The organism is Actinomadura alba, from assembly GCF_014323705.1.
Lineage (GTDB): Bacteria > Actinomycetota > Actinomycetes > Streptosporangiales > Streptosporangiaceae > Actinomadura_C > Actinomadura_C alba.
This window is the reverse complement of sequence record NZ_JABVEC010000004.1, coordinates 234,402-254,510: the sequence shown is the minus strand read 5'-3', so window position 1 is coordinate 254,510 and position 20,109 is coordinate 234,402. Positions and strand designations below refer to the sequence as shown.

Genomic DNA, 20,109 nt, shown 5'->3' with positions numbered 1-20,109 from the left:
CACCATACAGAATCGTATTCCTATGTTGGCGAACATGAACGCCTCTGAGCCGTCCGCTCCAGAACCGACACCGGAGGAGGACGCCGCCCTCCGCCGGCTGTACGCCGACTTCGACACCGAGAACCTGTTGCCGCTGTGGACGCAGCTGGGCGACCTCATGCCGATGCACCCCAAGCCCAGCGCGCGGGCGCACGTCTGGTCGTGGAAGACGCTCTACCCGCTGGCCCAGCGGGCCGGTGACCTGGTCCCCGTCGGCCGCGGCGGCGAGCGCAGGGCGATCGCGCTCGCCAATCCCGGTCTGGGCGGCCGCCCGTTCGCCACCCCCACCCTGTGGGCCGCCATCCAGTACCTCGGTCCGCAGGAGACGGCGCCCGAGCACCGGCACACCCAGAACGCCTTCCGCTTCGTGGTGGAGGGCGAGGGGGTGTGGACGGTCGTGGACGGTGACCCGGTGGCGATGCGGCGCGGCGACTTCCTGCTGACGCCGGGCTGGCACTTCCACTCCCACCACAACACCACCGACCGGCCGATGGCCTGGATCGACGGGCTGGACATCCCGTTCGCGCACTACACCGACTCGACGTTCTTCGAGTTCGGGGCCGACGAGGTCACCGACCGGAGCACCCCTTCGGCGTCGCGCTCCGAGCGGCTGTGGGCGTACCCGGGACTGCGGCCGCTGTCGGCGCTCGGTTCCCTGCCCAACTCCCCGATCGCCGCCTATCGCTGGGAGCACACCGACCGGGCGCTCGACGAGCAGCTGGCGCTCGAGGACGAGGGGCACGCAGTCACGGTCGAGCCCGGCCACGCCGCCGTTCGGTACACCAACCCGACCACGGGCGGCGACGTCATGCCGACCATCCGGGCGGAGTTCCACCGGCTCCGGGCGGGCGCCGAGACGACGACCCGCCGTGAGGTCGGATCGTCGGTCTTCCAGGTCTTCTCGGGCGAGGGCGCGCTCGTGCTCGACGGCGTCGAACACCGCATGGCCCAGGGCGACCTCGCCGTCGTGCCCTCGTGGACGGCGCTGAAGATCCAGGCCGAGTCGAGGTTCGACCTGTTCCGGTTCAGCGACACACCGATCTTCGATGGACTGCACCAAGCCCGCGTGACCGTTGGAGAGGACACCGAATGAAGCTCGCGACGCTGCGGTTGGACGGCCGCACCGCCGCCGTCCGCGTCGAGGACGACCACGCCGTCGAACTCGACGCCACCGATGTGGGGGCGCTGCTCGCCGAACCCGGCTGGCGGGAACTCGCGGCGGGGCCGGGCGTCGCGCGGCACGCCCTCGAAGCGGCCCGCTACGCCCCAGTGGTCCCCCGGCCCGGCAAGATCCTCTGCGTCGGGCTCAACTACCGCACGCACATCCTCGAAATGGGGCGGGAGCTGCCGAAGTACCCGACGCTCTTCGCCAAGTTCCCCGAGGCGCTCGTCGGCCCGTACGACGACGTGGTGCTGCCCGGCGTGACCGAGGCACTCGACTGGGAGGCCGAGCTGGCGGTCGTGATCGGTGCGACCGTGCGCCACGCCGACGCCGAGCGGGCCGGATCCGCGATCGCCGGCTACTCGGTGATCAACGACGTGACGGCCCGCGACTATCAGAACCGCACGCTGCAGTGGCTGCAGGGCAAGACCTTCGAGGCCACCACGCCGTTCGGGCCCGTCCTGGCCACCCCGGACGAGCTGCCGGGGAACCTCTCCCTTGAGCTCTCCTGCGTGGTCGACGGCGAGACCGTACAACGCGCCGACACCTCCGACCTGGTCTTCGGGCCCGCGGAGCTGGTCTCGTACATCTCCGCCATCCTCACGCTGCGCCCCGGTGACGTGATCGCGACCGGCACGCCGGGCGGCGTCGGGCACGCGCGCAAGCCGCCGCGCTACCTGTCGGACGGCGCCAAGCTCGGCACGCGCGTCGACGGCATCGGCGAGCTCGCCAACACCGTCCGAGCCGAAGGCGCCGGCAGTGCCTGGTGATCCGGAGGCCGGCGCACCGGCCGGGGAACTCGGCCGGCTGCGGGAGGGGACCGGCCACTTCCTCGCGCACCTGGACGCCCTCGCCGACGCCGACCTCGCCGCGCCCACCGCCCTGCCCGGCTGGAGCCGGGGTCATCTGGTGGCGCACGTGGGCTACAACGCCCGCGCGCTGGGCCGGCTCGTCCACTGGGCCCGTACGGGTGAACGGACGCCCATGTACGCCAGTACCTTCGCGCGGGACGCCGAGATAGCCGAGGGCGCCGGGCGGCCCGCCCCGGAACTTCGCGCTTTCGTGCGGCAGACCGCCGAGGAACTGTGGTCGGCGCTCGCCGGGCTGTCCGGCGACCAGTGGCGGGCCGAGGTCGTCACCGCCCAGGGACGCACCGTGCCCGCCACCCAGATCGTGTGGATGCGCTGCCGCGAGGTGTGGGTGCACGCGGTCGACCTCGGCGACGGTGCGACGTTCGGCGTCTTCCCGCCGGAGCTCGTGGACCGGCTGCTGACCGATGTCACGGCGGCGTGGACACAGCGCGGGCAGGAACCGGCGCTGATCCTGGCCCCGGAGGACCGCCGGCGGACGTGGAGCGTCGAACTCACGGACCGGCCGGGCTCGGAGGTCACCGGCACCGCGGCCGCGCTCTGCGCCTGGATCACCGGGCGCGGTGCCCACGGCGTGCGGACAGCCGATCCGGGAGCGCCCCTGCCGGTGCCCGGTCGCTGGCTCTAGCCGGCGCCGGCCGGATGAGCCGGCACGTGGTCATCGAGCCCCGCCGACAGGGGTGTCGGCGGGGTCTCGGGGCCGTCGGCCGGGTCGTCGCCCCGACCGCGGATCCGGCCCTCCGGGGCGGACCCCGTACCGGCTCGGCCAGGGCCGGTCAGGACACCTCGCGCCAGTCCAGGACACCCGCCACGAGATCGCGGATCGCGGCGAGCAGGCCGAGCCGATTGGCCCGGACGGCCGGATCGTCGGCCATGACCAGGACCTCGTCGAAGTAGTCGTCGATCGGTCCGGCGAGTGCCAGCGCCGCGCCGGTGAAGGCGGGCAGCCCCACCGCCGCGTCCCCGAGTTCGCCGCGCACTCTGGTCAGCGCGTCATGCAGACGCCGCTCCGCGTCGTCGTCGAACAGGGCGGGGTCGTACGCCGCCGCCGTCTCGGCCGGGACGATGCGCAGTACCCGCTGCAGCGCCGTGGTCAGCCGGTCGAAGCGCTCGTCGCCGAGGAGCTTCTCCAGGTCGGCCGCGGCCTGCTCGGCGTAGGCCGGTGACCCCGCGTGCGGCAGGACCGCCCGTACAACGCCGACCGGATGCCCGGCGTCGAGCAAGGCCTGCTCGAACCGGCGGGTGACGAACCTCGCGGATTCCTCCAGTGCCGCCGGGCCGACCTCGACCGGCTGTTGACGCGCGGCCACGGCGAGCCCCTCCGCCACCGTGATGGCCGACAGCCTCGGCCGCGCGCGCAGTATCGCGGTCAGGCCGAGGGCGGCGCGGCGCAGCCCGAACGGATCCGAACTGCCCGAGGGGACCGAGCCGATGCCGAACAACCCGGCGAGCAGGTCCAGCCGATCGGCCACGGCCAGCAGCGCACCCGGGGCCGAGTCGGGCAGCCGGTCGCCGAACGAGCGCGGAAGCTCCATCTCGTGCAGGGCGTTCGCCACCGCTTCCGGCTCGCCGGCCTTCAGTGCGTACTCTCGCGCCATGACGCCGGCCAGGCTGGAGAGCTCGATGACCATCTGCGACCCGAGATCGAACTTCGCGAGGGCCGCGGCGCGCGCCAGGACCTCGGTCTCGTCCGCCGACAACTCGACCCACTCGGCGAGTTCCAGTGCGATCGCGCTGATCCGCTCCGCGCGGTCGGTCATGGAGCCGAGCCGCTCTTCGAAGGTCAGTTTGTCCAGTCCCCGCTTCAGCTCGTCCGGGGCCACCCGCAGATCGGCCCGGTAGAAGAAGGATGCGTCCTCGTAGCGGGCGCGGAGCACGGCCTCGTTCCCCGCGCGTACGGCGGCGACGTCGCACGCGCCGTTCGCCATCGTCACGAAGTGCGGCAGCAGCCGGCCGTCACGGTCGCGTACGGGGAGATAGCGCTGGTGCTTCTTCATGACCGTGGTGAGGATGTCGCCGGGCAGCTCCAGATAACCGGAGTCGAACGAACCGAGGATGGCGACCGGCTCCTCGACGAGATCGGTGACCTCGTCGATGACGCCGCCTTCGGCCTCGGCGTCGATGCCCCCGCCGACGCCCCGTGCGAGTTCGGCGGCCGTGGCGACGATCCGCTCCCGGCGGCGGGCAGCGTCGGGTTCGATCCCGTGCGCCCGGAGCGTGTCCAGGTGACGGCCCGCCGACGCCACCTCGACGCGCGGCTCCGCAGCGGTGCGGTGCACGGTGGTGAACCGGCCCGCCGTCATCCCGCCGACCGAGAACGGGACCACCTCGTCGCCGAGCAGGGCGAGGATCCAGCGGATCGGCCGGCTGTAGGACAGGCCCGGCGCGTTCCAGCGCATGTTCTTCTCGGCGCGCAGCCCCGTCACGACCCCGGGCAGCAGCGCGGCGAGCACCTCGGAGGCGGGCCGCCCGGGGACCTGCTCGACGTATCCGGCGTACTCCCCGCCACGCCAGGTGATCGGCCGCAGGTCGGCGACGTCGACGCCACGGCTCCGGGCGAACCCCTGCGCGGCCTTGGTCGGCCGGCCCTCGGCGTCGTAGGCCGCCGACAGCCGCGGCCCGCGGACGACCTCTTCGGAATCGTCCTCGCGGGGCGCGATGTCCTCGACCAGCGCCACCATTCGGCGGGGAGAGGCGACGACGTCGATCTCGCCGTGCCGCAACCGGGTCGCGGCGAGGCCCTCGGCCAGCGCGTCGCGGACATATCCGGCCGCCCGCGCGACCTCGGCGGGCGGCAGCTCCTCGACTCCGATCTCGAAGGCGAGGGGCGCCGGGGCGTCGATCGTCGGGTACGACGCCGCCGGCGGCGCCTCGGCGGCGGCGCCGGTCACCGCGACGCCCAGGGGATGGCCGAGCTCATCGCGCCGCTCGGCCCACAGCTGCGCAACGTCGCGGGCAAGCCCGCGCATCCGCGCGAACGCGCGAGCCCGTTCGGTGGTGCCGACGGCGCCCCTGGCGTCGAGCACGTTGAAGGCGTGCGAGCACTTAAGGACGTAGGAGTGGGCGGGCACCGGCAGCCGCGCCGCGATCAGGCGCCGCGCCTCGGCCTCGTAGGCCTCGAACAGCTCGCGCCCCGTCTCGATGTCGGCGTCGTCGAGGTAGTAGCGGCTCATCTCGTACTCGGCCTGGCCGAACGCCTCGCCGTAGGAGATGCCCGGCGCATAGGCGATCTCCTTGAAGTGGGAGACGCCCTGGAGCGCCATGATGATGCGCTCCATACCGTACGTGATCTCGACCGAGACGGGATCGAGCGCGAGGCCGCCCGACTGCTGGAAGTAGGTGAACTGGGTGATCTCGAGCCCGTCGAGCCAGACCTCCCACCCGAGCCCCCACGCGCCGAGAGCCGGCGAGGCCCAGTTGTCCTCGACGAACCGGACGTCGTGCGCCTCCAGGTCGACGCCGAGCGCCGCGAGGCTCCCGAGGTAGCGCTCCTGCGCGTCACCGGGCTCCGGCTTCAAGATCACCTGGAACTGCGTGTGGGTCTGCAGGCGGTTGGGGTTGTCGCCGTACCGGGAGTCGTCCGGCCGGACGCTCGGCTCGACATAGGCGACCCGCCACGGCTCCGGCCCGAGCACCCGCAGGGCGGTCGCCGGGTTGAGCGTCCCCGCACCGACTTCGGTGTTCGTCGGCTGCACGATGACGCACCCCTGACCGGCCCAGTACTCGGTCAGCCGGATCAGCGCCTCTTGCATCGTCAGCATGTTCGCGAGCCTATCGGCCCGAAGCGGCAAGGGCCCTGCCAGAAGGACACGCCAGCGTAGTACTCAACCGCAGGCGATGCAGCGGAACGGGTGCCGCGCCCGGGGGAAGCCCCGAACGCGGCACCCGCCGCCACTATGCAGGATTAGCGCTGGATCCCCCTCGTCATCCCTGGTGCCGGATCAAAATCGTCATCTCTGGCGCGGGAACGCTCGTCACCTCTGGCGCGGGACCAGCACTCGTCGCCTCTGGCGCGGCAGCATTCGTCGCCTCTGGCGCGGGAACACTCGTCACCTCTGGCGCGGGACTAGCACTCGTCGCCTCTGGCGCGCGATCAGCACTCGTCGCCTCTGGCGCGCGATCAGCACTCGTCGCCTCTGGCGCGGGAACACTCGTCACCTCTGGCGCGGGACTAGCACTCGTCGCCTCTGGCGCGCGATCGGCACTCGTCACCTCTGGCGCGGGATCAACACTCGTCACCTCTGGCGCGGAGACGGAGAACGGAGTGCAGTTGCCTGGCCACGCAGGAGCAGCAGCTCCTGAGGCCGGCTTGACCATGCACGTCGCCTCGTGCAACCTGCCGAGGTTGTCCACCAGCATGACACGGATCTGGTCGGAGCCCTCCGGGGACAGCGAGGCGGCAGTGACTGTACCGTTGAAAGGCATCCGATGCCATGACCCGGCGGATCGGGACCCTGGCCGCGAATCGCGGACCAGCAACGCACCATTGCGGACAAGTCCCGAGAACCTGGTGCTGCCCTGAAGCGCCGTGGTGATGGAGTCCCCCCGCGGACCGGTCGGACCTGTCGCACCCCTCGGCCCGGTCGGGCCCGTGTCGCCCTTCGGCCCGGTCGGGCCCGTGTCACCCTTCGGCCCAGTCGGCCCCGTGGGACCCGTCCTACCTTGGGGTCCAGTCGGCCCCGTGGGACCCGTCCTACCTTGGGGTCCAGTTGGCCCAGTTGGCCCGGTGGGACCGGTGGGACCTGTCCTACCCTGGGGCCCAGTCGGCCCCGTCGGCCCGGTGGGACCCGTCCTACCCTGAGGCCCAGTCGGCCCCGTGGGACCCGTCGGCCCCGTGGGACCCGTTCTGCCCTGAGGTCCAGTCGGCCCGGTGGGACCCGTGGGACCTGTCCTACCCTGGGGCCCAGTCGGTCCCGTGGGACCTGTGGGACCCGTTCTACCCTGGGGTCCAGTCGGCCCTGTGGGTCCCGTGGGACCTGTCCTACCCTGGGGCCCAGTCGGCCCCGTGGGGCCCGTCTTACCCTGAGGCCCAGTCGGCCCCGTGGGGCCCGTCTTACCCTGGGGCCCTGTCGGCCCTGTCGGCCCTGTCGGCCCCGTCCGCGCCTTCTTGGCTTTTACAACCTGGGACTGTTCTTGAGACTGGCCCTGGGACTCACCGTCGCCCCAATCATCGTCCCAATCGTCCCCGGCCTTTTTAATGGAAGAGGCATTCGTCGTTTCAGTAACGGAGTTAGCCAGCGCCGGATATGACGCCATTGCGAGGCCGACCGTCGTCGTCGCAACCGCAAAGCTCCATAGGTATTTACCGGCGAGCGGGCGCGATGCCCGCCCTTTCTTCTTGGGAGTCATCTATTGATTCACCATACCCGCTCGAGTCCGATAGACCGGACCTTTCTTCCGCGATACCCGCATCGGTGCGGCACGAGTTGGATACCCGAACAATGAGACGGAAACACGCGAGCGAAGTCGTGATCAAGTAAACAGATGCCACGGGAAAGCGCTATGGGTCCATACTTGCCATCTTGCCATTCTGCAGCAGTTGAGGAACAACGTCGGATTTACCCCATCCCGACGCCAAAATGCATTTCGGCGCGACCTACTACTCTTCGCCCATCAAAGTCATCAGGACAACACCGACATCTTGTTCCCGGCCGCCCGGGTTCATCCCTGACGGCGCCAGGCGAGCACGGAGGAATCAACAGCCCAAAGTGATGCAGGGATAGGGTGCAGTGTCCCCACACAGCACCCTATCCCCTTCTCAATCAGGCCGGATTGCTCACCTGTGACTTTCGTTGCGAAGGCGCTGCTGAGGCTCGAAACCTCTCATCTCGGGCAGTTCCGGTACTGCAGAAGCGCGCTGAGCCCTCGAGAACAACGAGGTCGGCAGCGGTCGTTGCACGAACGGACCACAGTTAACGTTCGGGTCGAAAGTGTTCGCCGGATTGGCCGTGCAGATCGACTGCCACACCTGCTGAGGGTTCTGGGTCAATAGTGTGACATGCAGGTCGTTACCCCGGATGGCCACGGTGATACAAACCGCTCTCGGAATCGGATTAGGATTACTGGCTGGAGTGGTGTTCGTGAATTCGAACCACTGATTCTGCCTCTCATCGAAGATGAGTACTCGCCCAGGTGACGGCACGAGGCCGATGAATTTCCTGTTCGCCGCCTGGATGGCCGAATCGATGCATTGGCTAGGACCCTGGGGTCCGCTGGGACCGGTCGGGCCCGTGGGACCAGTTCTCCCCTGGGGTCCGGTCGGGCCCGTGGGACCAGTCCTCCCCTGGGGTCCGGTCGGGCCCGTCGGCCCCGTCCTCCCCTGGGGTCCGGTCGGGCCCGTCGGCCCCGTCCTCCCCTGGGGTCCAGTCGGCCCCGTCGGGCCCGTCCGCCCCCTCTTTGCTACTTGAGACTGGGCCTGGTCTTGAGACTGGCCCCCGTCGCCCCAGCCATCACCCCCATCGGCCTCGATCCTATTCTGGACCGGAGAGGCTTTCGACGTTGCGGTGGCCGAGTGAGCCAGCGCCGGATATGACGCCATTGCGAGGCCGACCGTCGTCGCAGCCAGCGCAAATCCACCTAGGTATTTACCGGGGAGCGGGCGCGATGCCCGCCCTTTCTTCTTGGGAGTCATCTATTGATTCACCATACCCGCTCGAGTCCGATAGACCGGACCTTTCTTCCGCGATACCCGCATCGGTGCGGCACGAGTTGAATACCCACACATGAAACGGAAACACGCAAGCGAAGTCGTGATCAAGTAAATAGATGGCACAGGAAAGCGCTATGGGCCCATACCTGCCATCTTGTCATTCTGCAGCGATTGAGGAACAACGTCGGATTTACTCCATCCGACACCAGAATGCTTTTCGGCGCGACCTACTACTCTTCGCCCATCAAAGTCATCAGGACAACACCGACATCAGCGCCATCTTGTCCCCGGCCGCCCGGGCTCATTCCTGACGGCGCCAGGCGACCCAGTTCCCGGTAGGGGTGCGATTGATGGATACAGGCTGCCAGTCGGCGGGAGCGCCGGGCCAGCTGTCCCACGATGCCCCGGAATCCCAGGGCACGATGACCAGTGTCACATCTGGTGGCAGCGAGTCCCGGCGATACCGATCAATAGCACGAAGTCCGTTTCGCGCCTGAAAGGCGTGCGAAACCCAGATACGCCACGGCATACCCTCATAGCTCACCCCCACTCGATCCTGGGCACGCAGCCCGGCCGACGCCAGACTGGTGTCCAGCTCCAATTCCCGTGACCAATGGCGCGAGATCCGATTGGTGACGACGATCACGGTGGCGAGGTCGAGCACGATGACAGCGACGGCGATCGCACACAACCCACGCCGACGGTCGTAGCGGATCAGCACCAGCCCCGCCAGTGCGAGCAGCAGCAGCGCGGCTACCGTGGCCGGCCACAACTGGAAGGAATCCCAGTTCCACGTGAGGAAGCAGATCTCGGGGAAGTCGAAGGAACTGAAGAAATTACCCGACAGCCGATCACCTGCGTGCATCCGTACGATGGCGGACGCCGCCAACGCCGTTCCGGCGGTGACGAGCAGGACCCGGGCCATCGTCACCTGCGGGGCTCGCCAGGCGAACGCCGCCCCGGCGAGGAACAGCACGGGTACCAGGCAGGCGAGATACCGACCGTAGGCGAAGTTGGCGACCGTCCCCTCGTCGGCGATCGCACCCGATGTGGACAGTCCAATGCCCAGCAGAGTGAGGAGCGTGAGCCCTGCCGTCGCCCGTATCGGACGTGCGGTGCCGCGGCGGAACGCCAGTACGAGGACCACGAGGCCGATGCCCGCCACACCCCAGGTGGAAACGATCAGATACCAGAGCTTGCCGACGGTGAGCGACAGGATCCAGCCGACACCGTCTGGGCTGGTGAGCCGGTCGGTGAGCCAATCGCCGTGCGGCTGGACACCGCCGGGATAGATCTGTGACCTCACCCAGCCGTTCAGTGCCCGGCCGGCGGCCGCCCCGGCGGCCAGCACCGTGGCCAACACCGCGATGTCACGTTTGCGCACCCACCGTCGTGACAGAGCGACGACGAGAAGACCCACGTGCACCAGCAGGATGATCGTGCCCCGGGCGTGCGTCGTGTAGGCGAAGGCGACGACCGTGCTAGCCGCCGCAGCGTAGACCGGCTGCCCACTGGCCAGCCAGGAGTGGACCAGCAGCAGCCAGCCGAGGACGACCACTGGCAGCACGGCGTCGGTCATGGCGAATTGGGCGTAGTAGATCACCGACGGCAGAAGCGCGGTGACGTTCGCCAGGAGGAACGCATACCAGCGCGGCACCTCCAACCGGCGCAGAGCGATGTACGCCAGCACCACGAGCGCTGCGCTGACCAGCGAATTGATCGCGATGACACGGCGATACACGGCGGCCGGATCGCCATCCAGCAAGAACGCGGGAGAGATCAGGAGCGAGTAGCCCGCCTGATAGAAGGTCCGTCCGGAAAGGTCGGCCGCCGCACCTCCGGAGATCAGCCGCGCGGCCAGCAGATAGCCCGACTCGTCGGGAATCATCACAGGTGTCGTCTGATGTATGGCGAGCGCCAGCCGGACGAACGCCTGGAGCAGCCAACTACCGGCGAGCAGTAACGGCCAGGGCCGATTTCGGAGTACGGTTACGGACCTTCCGGATCTCGCCTCTGCGCGCTCCTTCTGGGCGATGGTCGCAATAAATCCCATGAAGTCTCCACGGTGGGCATTTAGTCCGCAGTTATTGTGAATATTTGCAGCCCGCAGCTTCACACCTCAGCACGGCGTACAGCAGAAGGAAACCGATCCGCCAACGCGGGAGACCACCGTGACGCGGCTCGCTTTGCGGCCACATGAACGACTGTTCCCCCAACTGGGGACTGCGGTCACAGCGCAGGGCCCGATCATCAACAGATCATGCCGCTCCCTGGCACGAGTCGATCCTGCTCAGTGCGTGGTCTGGCGCTGTGCCGATCTCCAACTGGAGAGCACATCGCCTGGCCGCCGCTACCGAAGTGGTTCGTGGTGCCATGTCGCTGTTCTTCGCTACCGATAGCACTTGCCGGCGTCGTGGTGGGCGCCGGCCGAGGCAGCAGCGCCCGCAGTGAGCACCAGGACGGCCGCTCCCGTGATGACCACACCAAATGTGACCAATGCCGCGCACTTTGACATCCTCATGAAGGACCCCTTTGCAGGAAATGGAGCTCGTTCAGGTCATGAACGGATTTCCGCAGTACACGTCAGGTTACGTACCGCGATATCCGGCCAGCACGACTGACCAATGCATGCACTAACGACACCATCACGTGTCTCAGTGCCGCAGTCCCGTGACGTCTTCCCGTGGACTAATTCAAGCAAACCGAGAAATGTGAGAGTTGGCTTTGCTTCGGCACTCTCGACGAACGCGCTTTAAACGACCGGTCACAGGCCGCGGACGACTCGCTCAGATTCCAGGCCCATGCCGCACCACGGCCACGAGCACGCCGACGAGCATGAACGGCCCGAACGGGATGGCGCTCTTGCGATCGGCCCGGCGAGTGATCAGCAAGCCCACCGCCCACACCCCGCCCAGGACGAACGCGGCGAACAGCCCCAGGATCCACGCCGGCCACCCGAGCCACCCGAGATAGAGGCCGAGCACCCCCGACAACTTCACGTCACCGAAACCGATGGCGTTCGGGACGATGAACCACTGCACGAAGTACAGCAGCAGCATCGCGCAGAGCCCGGCCAGGGCATGGAGGTACCGGGTTCCTCCGTCGTCGGTGAACGGCACGGCGACGCCGAGCAGCGCCGCGCCGATCGGATAGGACGGCAGCGTGAGCGGGTCGGGCAGACGGTGGAGCGCGATGTCGATGAACGAGAGCACCACTCCCACGACACCGAGATAGCAGAAGGCGGCCAGTTCGGCCCGGGGCCCGATCCCCCAGACCATGACCGGCACGATGGCGACGGCCACCAACGCGACGGTCGCCGGGCGGCAGGCGACCGGCTCGGTCCAATCCCGCTGGGCGCCGGGGGCGGCACGCGATCCGGTGTCCCCGCCCGGCGGCTCCGGTGGCTCCGGCGTCGTCTCGGATGCGCTCTCGAGCGGCGGCTCGGACGCGGCCGGCAACTCGTCCCCACGAACCGGTTCGCTCACGCGGCGCACTTTACCGCCGGGGTACGGAACCCGCGGGAGATCGACGTCTCCGACGGCAGCGCGGCCGTGACGCCGGCCGTGTGCGGCGGGCCGTGCCCGTCACAGGCCGCGGACGACGCCGAGCTCGACCCCGCCCACGATGCGGCCGCGCAGCAGTTCGGTGAGTCGGTCGGCGACCCGTTGGACGGTGGCCCGCTCGTCGACGTCACCGGTGAGGGTGAAGCGCACGGAGAGTTCGGCGGTGCTGCCGGCGGCGACCCTGATACCGGTGACACCGGGCTCTGTGCCGAAGGCGGCCTCGACCGCGGCGAGCACCTCGGGGTCCTCATGAGGCGGCGGAATGGGCTTGCCCTCGGCGAGGAGGTACAGCCGGTAGCCGTCGATCGCAAAGGGCACCGGACCGGCGACGTCGATGACGAGGGCGTCGGCCTTCTCGTCGAGTGCCGCCTGGCACGCCTCCCGCGAGTACACCGCGACGGGCCGGGCGTCGGGCCGCCACATCGCCATGGTCTCGACCGAGGTGAAGCCGAGCAGGCCCTTCCTGCCGTCGGCGCCGACCAACGTGGGCACCGCCATCTCGCTGTCCTTCTCGCGGCGCGGCTCACCCGGCGCCACCGGCTCCTCCTCGGTGAGCACCGCCACCACGGGCACCAGCAGGCGCGCACCGGCGAGTTCGGCGATCACCGTGTGCTCGCCGACCCGCCCCGCGGCGTACGCGGTCAGCGCCGCACCCAGGCGGGGATCGGTGCCACCGTCGTCGGTGGGGAACTGAGGTTGAGGAATGGTCCGTCCGGCCACGCACAGAGGGTATAACCATCCGTGCATACGGAGGGTGCTAATTCAGATACTCTCCGCGCCCATAACCGCCTTGGGCCTCTCCGTCCGTGATCTTGCAGTTGTTCGCGCGTCGTCCAGCGCGCACCGTGAAGATCATCACGGCGGAGTTCCGGTCGCCCTCCCCGTTCGTCACCCGAGGTCGACGATGGCGGCCACGGTGCCGCCTCCCGAGGGGCCCTGATGCACGGCGGCGACGGAGACGAACACGGCCGGATCGCCGGTTACGGCGGCCGTCACCCCGCCGACACATGCCTTGATCTGGCGGTGCCAGTGGACGTCGGAGTCGTCGAGCATGATGTTGCGCCGCCCGCGCACCGACCCGCTCGGGTCCGCCTCGCACTTGAGGAAGACGTTGACCAAGCGGTCTCCGAGGTCGCTGTGGTGCGGTCGCTCGGGCAGTTCCAGACCCGCACTGCGGATCGCAGCCCAGACCCCGTCGGCGTCGAGGGCGTCCCGCATCACATCGTGTCCGGCGCGGTAACGGCCCCCGATGCCGCGTACGTTGCCGACCACCACGATCTGCGCCCGGTCGAGTTCCACGCCCGAGGAGCACGACGCCACCGAGGAGTAGAGCGACAGGTCCTTGTGGATCTGCTCGGCGGCCGGCATCTCGATCTCACCGAGGGCCACTGCGATGCCGAGCGCGGTCGTCGAGTTGGAGATGTCCATCGACTTCAGCGTGTCCTCGGTGACCACCGTCCGGTCACGCCGCTTCGCGTCGTTGATCGTGTCGAGGGTGAGCAGCGGGGTCTTGGTCTGCACGTAGTGGACGTCGGCCGGCTCTTCGATCCCGGCGATCTTCATCGCCTCCCGGACCCCCTCGGCGACCTTCTCCACCATCGCAGGCCGGCCGATGTCCTCGGGCAGGATCACCTCGCTCATCGCGACGCCCACCGACACCCTCGGCTCGGCCGAGGCCGGCGCGGTCGCCGGGTCCACGGACGCGAAGATCGTGGCGTGCGGGCTGAGCACACCATCCGTACCGCCCGACCAGACGAGCGGCACCTGCTTGACCTCATCGGCGCTGCGCGTGCCCTTGGCCAGCAGCACCTCGCGGAAGGCCCGGTCGGCGAGGATGCGGGTGTAGTCGTTGACCCCGCCGTTCCCCTCGGTCTTCCCGACGACGGCGAGCACCCGGTCGGCTTCGATCACTCCGTCATCGATCAGCCGGGCGAGCCCGGCGGCGTCGGTGACGCTCTCGATGGGTACCTTGCGCACTTCGATGGGATCGGGCACATCGACTCCTCAGTGGTCGGACCTGGCCTGATCATTCTTCCGGTCGGGGTCACGGTCCGTCGAGACCCGGGACGGGCGGCGCTTGGCCGCGCGTGGCCGCGATCAGCGCAGCCGGGCCAGCCGCTCCACCGCCTGGTCGATGACGTCCTCGCGCTTGCAGAAAGCGAAGCGGACGAAGGGCCGGCCGGCCTCGGCGTCGTCGTAGAACACCTGGCTCGGGATCGCCACGACTCCGGCCTTCTCCGGCAGCGCCCTGGCGAGCTCGAAGCCGTCGGTGAAGCCGAGCGGCCGGATGTCGGCCTGCACGAAATAGGTGCCCTGCGGGCGGAAGGTCGTGAACCCGGCGGTCTCGAGCCCGGAGATCAGCCGGTCGCGCTTGGCCTCCAGCGACTTGCGCAGTTCCTCGACCCAGGGCAGCTCGTTGCCCAGCGCGTACGCAACGGCGCGCTGGTACGGCGCGCTCGACGTGTAGGTCATGAACTGCTTCACCGTCTGGACGGCACGCACGTACGGCGCGGGCGCGGTCACCCATCCGGTCTTCCAGCCGGTGACCGAGAAGGTCTTGCCGGCCGAGGAGATCGCGACGGTCCGCTCGCGCATGCCCTCGAGGGAGGCGAGCGGGATGTGCTCGGTGGCGTCGAAGGTCAGGTACTCGTACACCTCGTCGGTGACCGCGACGAGGTCGTGTTCGCGGCAGACGGCGGCGATCGTCTCGAGCTCCTCGCGGGTGAAGACCGTACCGGCCGGGTTGTGCGGGGAGTTGACCAGGATGAGGCGGGTGCGCGGCCCCACGGCGGCGCGCAGCTCATCGGGGTCGAAGGTGAACCTTCCGCCGTCCGGTCGCAGGGTGACGGGGCGCCGCACCGCTCCAGCCAATGCGATCGTCGCCGCGTACGAGTCGTAGAACGGTTCGAACACGATCACCTCGTCGCCGGCCTCGGCGAGGGCGAGGATGGTCGTGGCGATGGCCTCGGTGGCTCCGACCGTGACGTACACCTCGGTCGCGGGATCGTAGGCCAGCCCGTAGCGCTCCGCGCGCTCGGCGGCCACCGCCTCTCGCAGTTCGGGCAGCCCCGGCCCCGGCGGGTACTGGTTGCCGCCGGAGCGGATCGACTCGACCGCTGCCTCGAGCATGGCCGGGGGTCCGTCGGCGTCGGGGAAACCCTGCCCGAGATTGATGGCTCCGGTACGGGTGGCGAGGGCGGACATCTCCGCGAAGATGGTCGTCCCGAAATTCCGCATGCGTGCGACAAGAGGTTCACTCACGCGCCAAGGCTAACCAGGTCATCGGCCCGGCTGAAGGGCCGCACCTGCGGCGCCCGTGTTGATCAAGCATCCGGGCACCCAGAGCGACCACAATCCTTGATCAACATCGCTGAGACGCTAGCGCAGCACGTTGACCAGATCGGCGGCCAGCCGGGCGGGCAGGTCCGGGTCGGCGGCCCCGTCGAACAGCATCAGCCACGCGTACGCGGGCCCGAGGAGCTGCGCATGCGCCCACGCCGGGTCCGGCGGCTCGGCGAGCTCTCCGCGGGCCACCGCGCGGTCGAGGACGACGGTCAGGCAGCGGCGGTGCCGGGCGATGAGGCGGTCCGCGAGAGCCGGGTCGCCGCGCAGATCCGCGGTGAGCCCGAGGATTGCGCGCGACACGGCCGGCCCGGTGAGGAAGGCGACCAGGTCGCCCGCGAGCACCGTGAGATCCGCGCGCAGCGACCCCTGGTCCGGTGGCGGCTGAAGGTCGTCGAAGACGAACGCGGAGACGAGATCGGCCTTGGACCGCCAGCGCCGGTAGATGGCCGCCTTGCCCACGCCCGCGCGCCGGGCCACCCGCTCGACGCTCACGTCCCGGTAGCCGACCTCTTCGAGCAACTCGAAGACCGCTCGGCGCACGGCATGGTCCACCGCCGCCGAGGGCGGGCGTCCACGCGGCATCGCGTCTCCCGAGAAACAGAACGTGGCGTCCCGGATAACGTACCCCTGGTGCGAAACTGGGGTCGGCGAGAGGAGTGCGCACCATGCGGGTGGCGATGTGTCAGATCCCGGTGAACGACGATCCCAAGGAGAACCTCGAGCGGATCCGCGAGGCGCTGGTCCAGGCCGCGGACGCTGACGCGGATCTCGCCGTGTTCCCCGAGGCGGCACAGGTGCGGTTCGGCAACGACCTCGCCGCCGTGGCCGAGCCTCTCGACGGCCTGTTCGTCACCGAGCTGCGCAGGGCGGCGCGCGAGCACCGTACGGCCATGATCGTCGGCGTGTTCGAGCCGAGCGCCGACGGACGGGTGCACAACACCGCCGTCGCGATCGACGCCGACGGCTCACTCGCCGGGACCTACCGGAAACTCCACCTCTTCGACGCGTTCAGGTTCCGCGAGTCCGAGACGGTCGCGCCGGGCGACGAGCCGGTGGTGGTCGAGCTGGCCGGCGCCAGGATCGGGCTCGTCACGTGCTACGACATCCGGTTCCCCGAGCTGGCCAGGGCCCTGGTCGATCGCGGGGCCGAACTACTGGTCGTCATCGCCGCGTGGGCGCAGGGCGTCTACAAGGAGGAGCACTGGACCACGCTGGTCCGGGCACGCGCGATCGAGAACACCACGTGGGTCGTGGCCGTCGACAAGGCCCCCGACCTCACCGACCCGCCGCGCGGCGGGCGCACCGGCGTGGGCCGCAGCCTGCTGGTCGATCCCATGGGCGTGGCGCTCGCCGACCTCGGTCCGGCTCCGGCGGTCCGGGTTCTCGACCTCGACCCCGAGCTGACCGCATCGGTACGCGCGACGATCCCCTCGCTGTCCCACCGGCGCAAGGACGTCCTCTGAACCCGGGCCGGGGTCTCGCCGGTCACTGGTCGTCGCCCAGCATCGCGCGCGTCGCCTCCTCGACGATGTCGCGCATGGCCCGCTCGGCCGCCTCGGCGTCGCCCGACTGAACCGCCTGCGCCACCTCCGCGTGCCACCGGATCGCCTCGGGCTTGGGGCGGGCCGGCATGAGGTGGTGATGTGTACGGCCGGTCAGTACCTCGGCGACGACTTCGGTGAGCGCGCCCAGCATCTCGTTGCCGGAGGCCTCGAGCAGGGTGCGGTGGAATTGGATGTCGGCGACGAGGTAGGCCTCGAGGTCCCCTGATCGCCCATGCACGGCCATCTGCATGACCGCGCCGGTCAGGGCGCCGCACTGCTCCGGCGTCGCATGCCGCGCGGCGAGGGCCGCCGCCACCGGCTCGACGCCGCGCCGCAGCTCACTGAGCGATCTCAGCTGCTCGTCGCGATCGTCGCCGTCGAGCCGCCACCGGATGATCCGCGGGTCGAACAGATTCCATGCCGTACGGGGGGCGACCGTCACCCCGACACGGCGGCGGCTGGTCACCAGGCCCATCGATTCGAGGACCCGGATCGCCTCGCGGATCACCGACCTGGACACGCCGAAGCGGGTCTCGAGCTGCTCGATCCTCAGCACCTGACCGGCCGCGAAGCCGCCCGAGGTGATCAGCGCGCCGAGCTCGTCGAGCACGCTGCCATGCAACCCGGGACTGGTCAGGTCATTGTCCGCCACAGCACCTGATCCTCCCACGTGAGCCATGGACAACCGACCGGCATGCGGCCAAAGATCTGATTTTTCAGCCTTCATCCTTGTTTAAAGCCGACAATTGGTGAACACTGACGAAACCCGCTCCAGAAGGCCCAGGCACGAGGTCGCAGGCAATGAACACCCCCACCCCATCCCCCGACGCCGCCGCCCCTCCGCTGGTGGTCATCATGGGCGTGTCCGGCTCGGGCAAGACCGTCGTGGGCGGCGCCCTGGCCGAACGCCTCGGCGTGCCGTTCGCCGACGCCGACGATTTCCACAGCCCCGCCAACATCGCCAAGATGTCGGCCGGAACGCCGCTGGACGACACCGACCGGCTGCCATGGCTGCGCGCGATAGGTGCGTGGCTCGCCGGGCACGCGGCGACCGGCGGCGTGGCCGGCTGCTCCGCCCTCAAGCGCGCCTACCGCGACGTGCTGCGCGAGTCGGCGCCGCAGGTGACGTTCCTGCACCTGCACGGCGACCCCGAGGTCGTACGGCGCCGGGTGGCCGGCCGGGCGACCCACTTCATGCCGGCCTCGCTCGTCGCCTCGCAGTTCCAGACGCTGGAGCCGCTCCAGCCCGACGAGAACGGCATCGTGCTCGATCTCGGCAGACCCGTCGGCGACCTCGTCGACGCCTTCCTGGCGGCGCGATCGACCCAGGCGCCGCCGCCCCCGGCATCAGCCGACCCCCCGCCCGGAACCGATTCCGGAACCCCCGCACCCCCAGGAGAGTGACATGAGCCCCGCTCTGTTCGCGCTCGCCGAGACGGGCCAGGCCTCCAGCGGCCGGCTCGTCGCGGCGGCGCTCATCGGCATCGCGTTGATCGTGGTGCTGATCACGCAGTTGAAGCTGCACCCCTTCCTGGGACTGACCATCGGCTCCCTCGCGGTCGGCGCCATCGCGGGCCTGCCGATGGCCGACGCGGTCGAGAGCTTCAGCAAGGGATTCGGGAGCACGGCCGCGAGCGTCGGCACGCTCATCGCGCTCGGCGCGATGTTCGGCAAGCTACTCGCCGACTCCGGCGGTGCCGACGAGATCGTCGACACGATCGTCGGCCGGTCGAGCCCTCGCACGCTGCCCTGGGCCATGGCCCTCGTCGGCGCGCTCATCGGGCTCCCGATGTTCTTCGAGATCGGCCTCGTACTGCTGATGCCGGTCATCTTCCTGGTCGCCCGCCGCTCAGGGCTGCCGCTCATCCGGGTCGGGATCCCGGCGCTCGCCGGCCTCTCGGTCATGCACGGGCTGGTGCCCCCGCACCCCGGCCCCCTGGTGGCGGTCGACGCGCTCAAGGCCGACCTCGGTCTCACGCTCGGCCTCGGCGTGCTCATCGGAATCCCGACCGTCGTCATCGCCGGCCCGCTGTTCTCGAAGTACGCGGCCCGCTGGGTGAACGTGCCCGCGCCGGAGCTGTTCGCGGCCTCGCACGACGACGCGGATCGCAAGGACGGCGAGACCGTACGCCGGCCGGCCTTCGGTGTCACCCTCGCGACGGTCCTGCTGCCGGTCGTACTGATGATGGCCAAGGCCCTCGCCGACATCTTCGCCGACGAGGGCGACCCCGTCCGCAGAGCGCTGGACGTGCTGGGCACCCCGCTGGTCGCGCTGCTCATCGCGGTGCTCGTGGCGATGGTCACCCTCGGCCGCGGCGCCGGGATGGACCGGCAGACCCTCGCCAGGTCGCTCGAGCGGTCACTGCCGCCCATCGCGGGCATCCTGCTCATCGTCGCGGCCGGCGGCGGTTTCAAGCAGACCCTGATCGACACCGGCATCGGCAAGGTGGTCGCCGACTGGGTCGAGGGCAGCGGCCTGTCGGTGCTCATCCTGGCCTGGCTCGTCGCCGTGCTGATCCGGCTGGCCACGGGCTCGGCCACGGTCGCGACGGTCACCGCGTCCGGCATCCTCGCGCCGCTCGTCGCAGGGCTCAGCACCGGTGAGACCTCACTGCTCGTACTCGCCATCGGCGCCGGTTCGCTGTTCTTCTCCCACGTCAACGACGCCGGCTTCTGGCTCGTCAAGGAGTACTTCGGCCTGAGCGTCGGGCAGACCATCAAGTCCTGGTCGGTGATGGAGACCGTCATCTCCGTGGTCGGCCTGGCCTTCGTGTTGTTCGCCAGTATCTTCGTCTGACGCGGCCTCGCCGACGCCGGCGTACGGGTCCGGCCGCCGAGCGCGGCCGGACCCGGGGCGGTGCGGTTGGAGGCGCTGACGTAGTGCTCCGCCGGCGGCATCCGGTCGTTCCTTCTCGCGGATCGCGGACCTCGCCGACAG

14 protein-coding genes are annotated in these 20,109 nt (G+C 69.6%); 6 read left to right on the top strand and 8 right to left on the bottom strand.

Translation table 11 applies throughout. The annotated features are described in order from the left end of the window. Positions 1–34 precede the first annotated feature (34 nt). From HKK74_RS08460 to HKK74_RS08450, 3 genes are read left to right on the top strand one after another with little or no spacing between them, the layout of a single operon-like run. Complete coding sequence (locus HKK74_RS08460) at positions 35–1,132, top strand: cupin domain-containing protein (RefSeq protein ID WP_246491333.1); 1,098 nt, start codon at positions 35–37, stop codon at positions 1,130–1,132. Then, complete coding sequence (locus HKK74_RS08455) at positions 1,129–1,971, top strand: fumarylacetoacetate hydrolase family protein (protein ID WP_187242513.1); 843 nt, start codon at positions 1,129–1,131, stop codon at positions 1,969–1,971. Before HKK74_RS08460 ends, HKK74_RS08455 begins: the two co-directional genes overlap by 4 nt. Beyond that, positions 1,961–2,698 (top strand): maleylpyruvate isomerase family mycothiol-dependent enzyme, encoded by a 738-nt coding sequence (locus HKK74_RS08450; RefSeq protein ID WP_222722001.1) that lies wholly within the window; start codon positions 1,961–1,963, stop codon positions 2,696–2,698. The genes HKK74_RS08455 and HKK74_RS08450 overlap by 11 nt, the downstream gene beginning before the upstream one ends. 148 nt (positions 2,699–2,846) lie before the next feature. Here HKK74_RS08450 and HKK74_RS08445 read toward each other — a convergent pair whose 3' ends face one another. The 7 genes from HKK74_RS08445 to HKK74_RS08405 all read right to left on the bottom strand — a co-directional run bounded on the left by HKK74_RS08445 (position 2,847) and on the right by HKK74_RS08405 (position 16,209). After that, positions 2,847–5,831 carry a glycine--tRNA ligase gene (locus tag HKK74_RS08445; protein WP_187242512.1) on the bottom strand — a complete coding sequence of 995 codons (2,985 nt, stop codon included), beginning with the start codon at positions 5,829–5,831 and terminating at the stop codon, positions 2,847–2,849. Positions 5,832–9,020: 3,189 nt separating this feature from the next. Continuing rightward, complete coding sequence (locus tag HKK74_RS08430) at positions 9,021–10,835, bottom strand: hypothetical protein (RefSeq protein ID WP_187242511.1); 1,815 nt, start codon at positions 10,833–10,835, stop codon at positions 9,021–9,023. A 670-nt stretch (positions 10,836–11,505) separates the two neighbouring features. Further along, positions 11,506–12,204, bottom strand: coding sequence for a prepilin peptidase (locus tag HKK74_RS08425; RefSeq protein WP_187242510.1), 699 nt, complete (start codon positions 12,202–12,204; stop codon positions 11,506–11,508). A gap of 99 nt (positions 12,205–12,303) precedes the next feature. Further along, positions 12,304–13,002 carry an SseB family protein gene (locus HKK74_RS08420; protein WP_187242509.1) on the bottom strand — a complete coding sequence of 233 codons (699 nt, stop codon included), beginning with the start codon at positions 13,000–13,002 and terminating at the stop codon, positions 12,304–12,306. A gap of 168 nt (positions 13,003–13,170) precedes the next feature. Beyond that, positions 13,171–14,277, bottom strand: coding sequence for a barbiturase (gene bar, locus HKK74_RS08415; RefSeq protein WP_187242508.1), 1,107 nt, complete (start codon positions 14,275–14,277; stop codon positions 13,171–13,173). A gap of 102 nt (positions 14,278–14,379) precedes the next feature. After that, positions 14,380–15,543 carry a pyridoxal phosphate-dependent aminotransferase gene (locus HKK74_RS08410; RefSeq protein ID WP_187242507.1) on the bottom strand — a complete coding sequence of 388 codons (1,164 nt, stop codon included), beginning with the start codon at positions 15,541–15,543 and terminating at the stop codon, positions 14,380–14,382. A 117-nt stretch (positions 15,544–15,660) separates the two neighbouring features. Next, positions 15,661–16,209, bottom strand: a complete 549-nt coding sequence (locus HKK74_RS08405; RefSeq protein WP_187242506.1) for a TetR/AcrR family transcriptional regulator — start codon at positions 16,207–16,209, stop codon at positions 15,661–15,663. Between the two features lie 83 nt (positions 16,210–16,292). Between HKK74_RS08405 and HKK74_RS08400 the strand changes: the two genes are divergently transcribed. Next, positions 16,293–17,090: a carbon-nitrogen hydrolase family protein gene (locus tag HKK74_RS08400; protein WP_187242505.1), complete on the top strand. Its 798-nt coding sequence runs from the start codon at positions 16,293–16,295 to the stop codon at positions 17,088–17,090. A gap of 22 nt (positions 17,091–17,112) precedes the next feature. Here HKK74_RS08400 and HKK74_RS08395 read toward each other — a convergent pair whose 3' ends face one another. After that, positions 17,113–17,823, bottom strand: a complete 711-nt coding sequence (locus tag HKK74_RS08395; RefSeq protein WP_312881341.1) for a FadR/GntR family transcriptional regulator — start codon at positions 17,821–17,823, stop codon at positions 17,113–17,115. Between the two features lie 149 nt (positions 17,824–17,972). Between HKK74_RS08395 and HKK74_RS08390 the strand changes: the two genes are divergently transcribed. After that, complete coding sequence (locus HKK74_RS08390) at positions 17,973–18,575, top strand: gluconokinase (protein WP_187242503.1); 603 nt, start codon at positions 17,973–17,975, stop codon at positions 18,573–18,575. 1 nt (position 18,576) lies between these two features. Then, a complete protein-coding gene (locus HKK74_RS08385; RefSeq protein WP_187242502.1) occupies positions 18,577–19,968 on the top strand; it encodes a GntP family permease in 1,392 nt (463 codons plus the stop codon). The last annotated feature ends 141 nt before the right edge of the window (positions 19,969–20,109 follow it).

What these genes read in the sequence shown, in the direction of transcription:
- HKK74_RS08460 (WP_246491333.1), top strand. Translation starts at nt 35, where the DNA reads ATGAACGCCTCTGAGCCGTCCGCTCCAGAACCGACACCGGAGGAGGAC.
- HKK74_RS08455 (WP_187242513.1), top strand. Translation starts at nt 1,129, where the DNA reads ATGAAGCTCGCGACGCTGCGGTTGGACGGCCGCACCGCCGCCGTCCGC.
- HKK74_RS08445 (WP_187242512.1), bottom strand. Translation starts at nt 5,831, where the DNA reads ATGCTGACGATGCAAGAGGCGCTGATCCGGCTGACCGAGTACTGGGCC.
- HKK74_RS08405 (WP_187242506.1), bottom strand. Translation starts at nt 16,209, where the DNA reads ATGCCGCGTGGACGCCCGCCCTCGGCGGCGGTGGACCATGCCGTGCGC.
- HKK74_RS08400 (WP_187242505.1), top strand. Translation starts at nt 16,293, where the DNA reads ATGCGGGTGGCGATGTGTCAGATCCCGGTGAACGACGATCCCAAGGAG.
- HKK74_RS08390 (WP_187242503.1), top strand. Translation starts at nt 17,973, where the DNA reads ATGAACACCCCCACCCCATCCCCCGACGCCGCCGCCCCTCCGCTGGTG.
- HKK74_RS08385 (WP_187242502.1), top strand. Translation starts at nt 18,577, where the DNA reads ATGAGCCCCGCTCTGTTCGCGCTCGCCGAGACGGGCCAGGCCTCCAGC.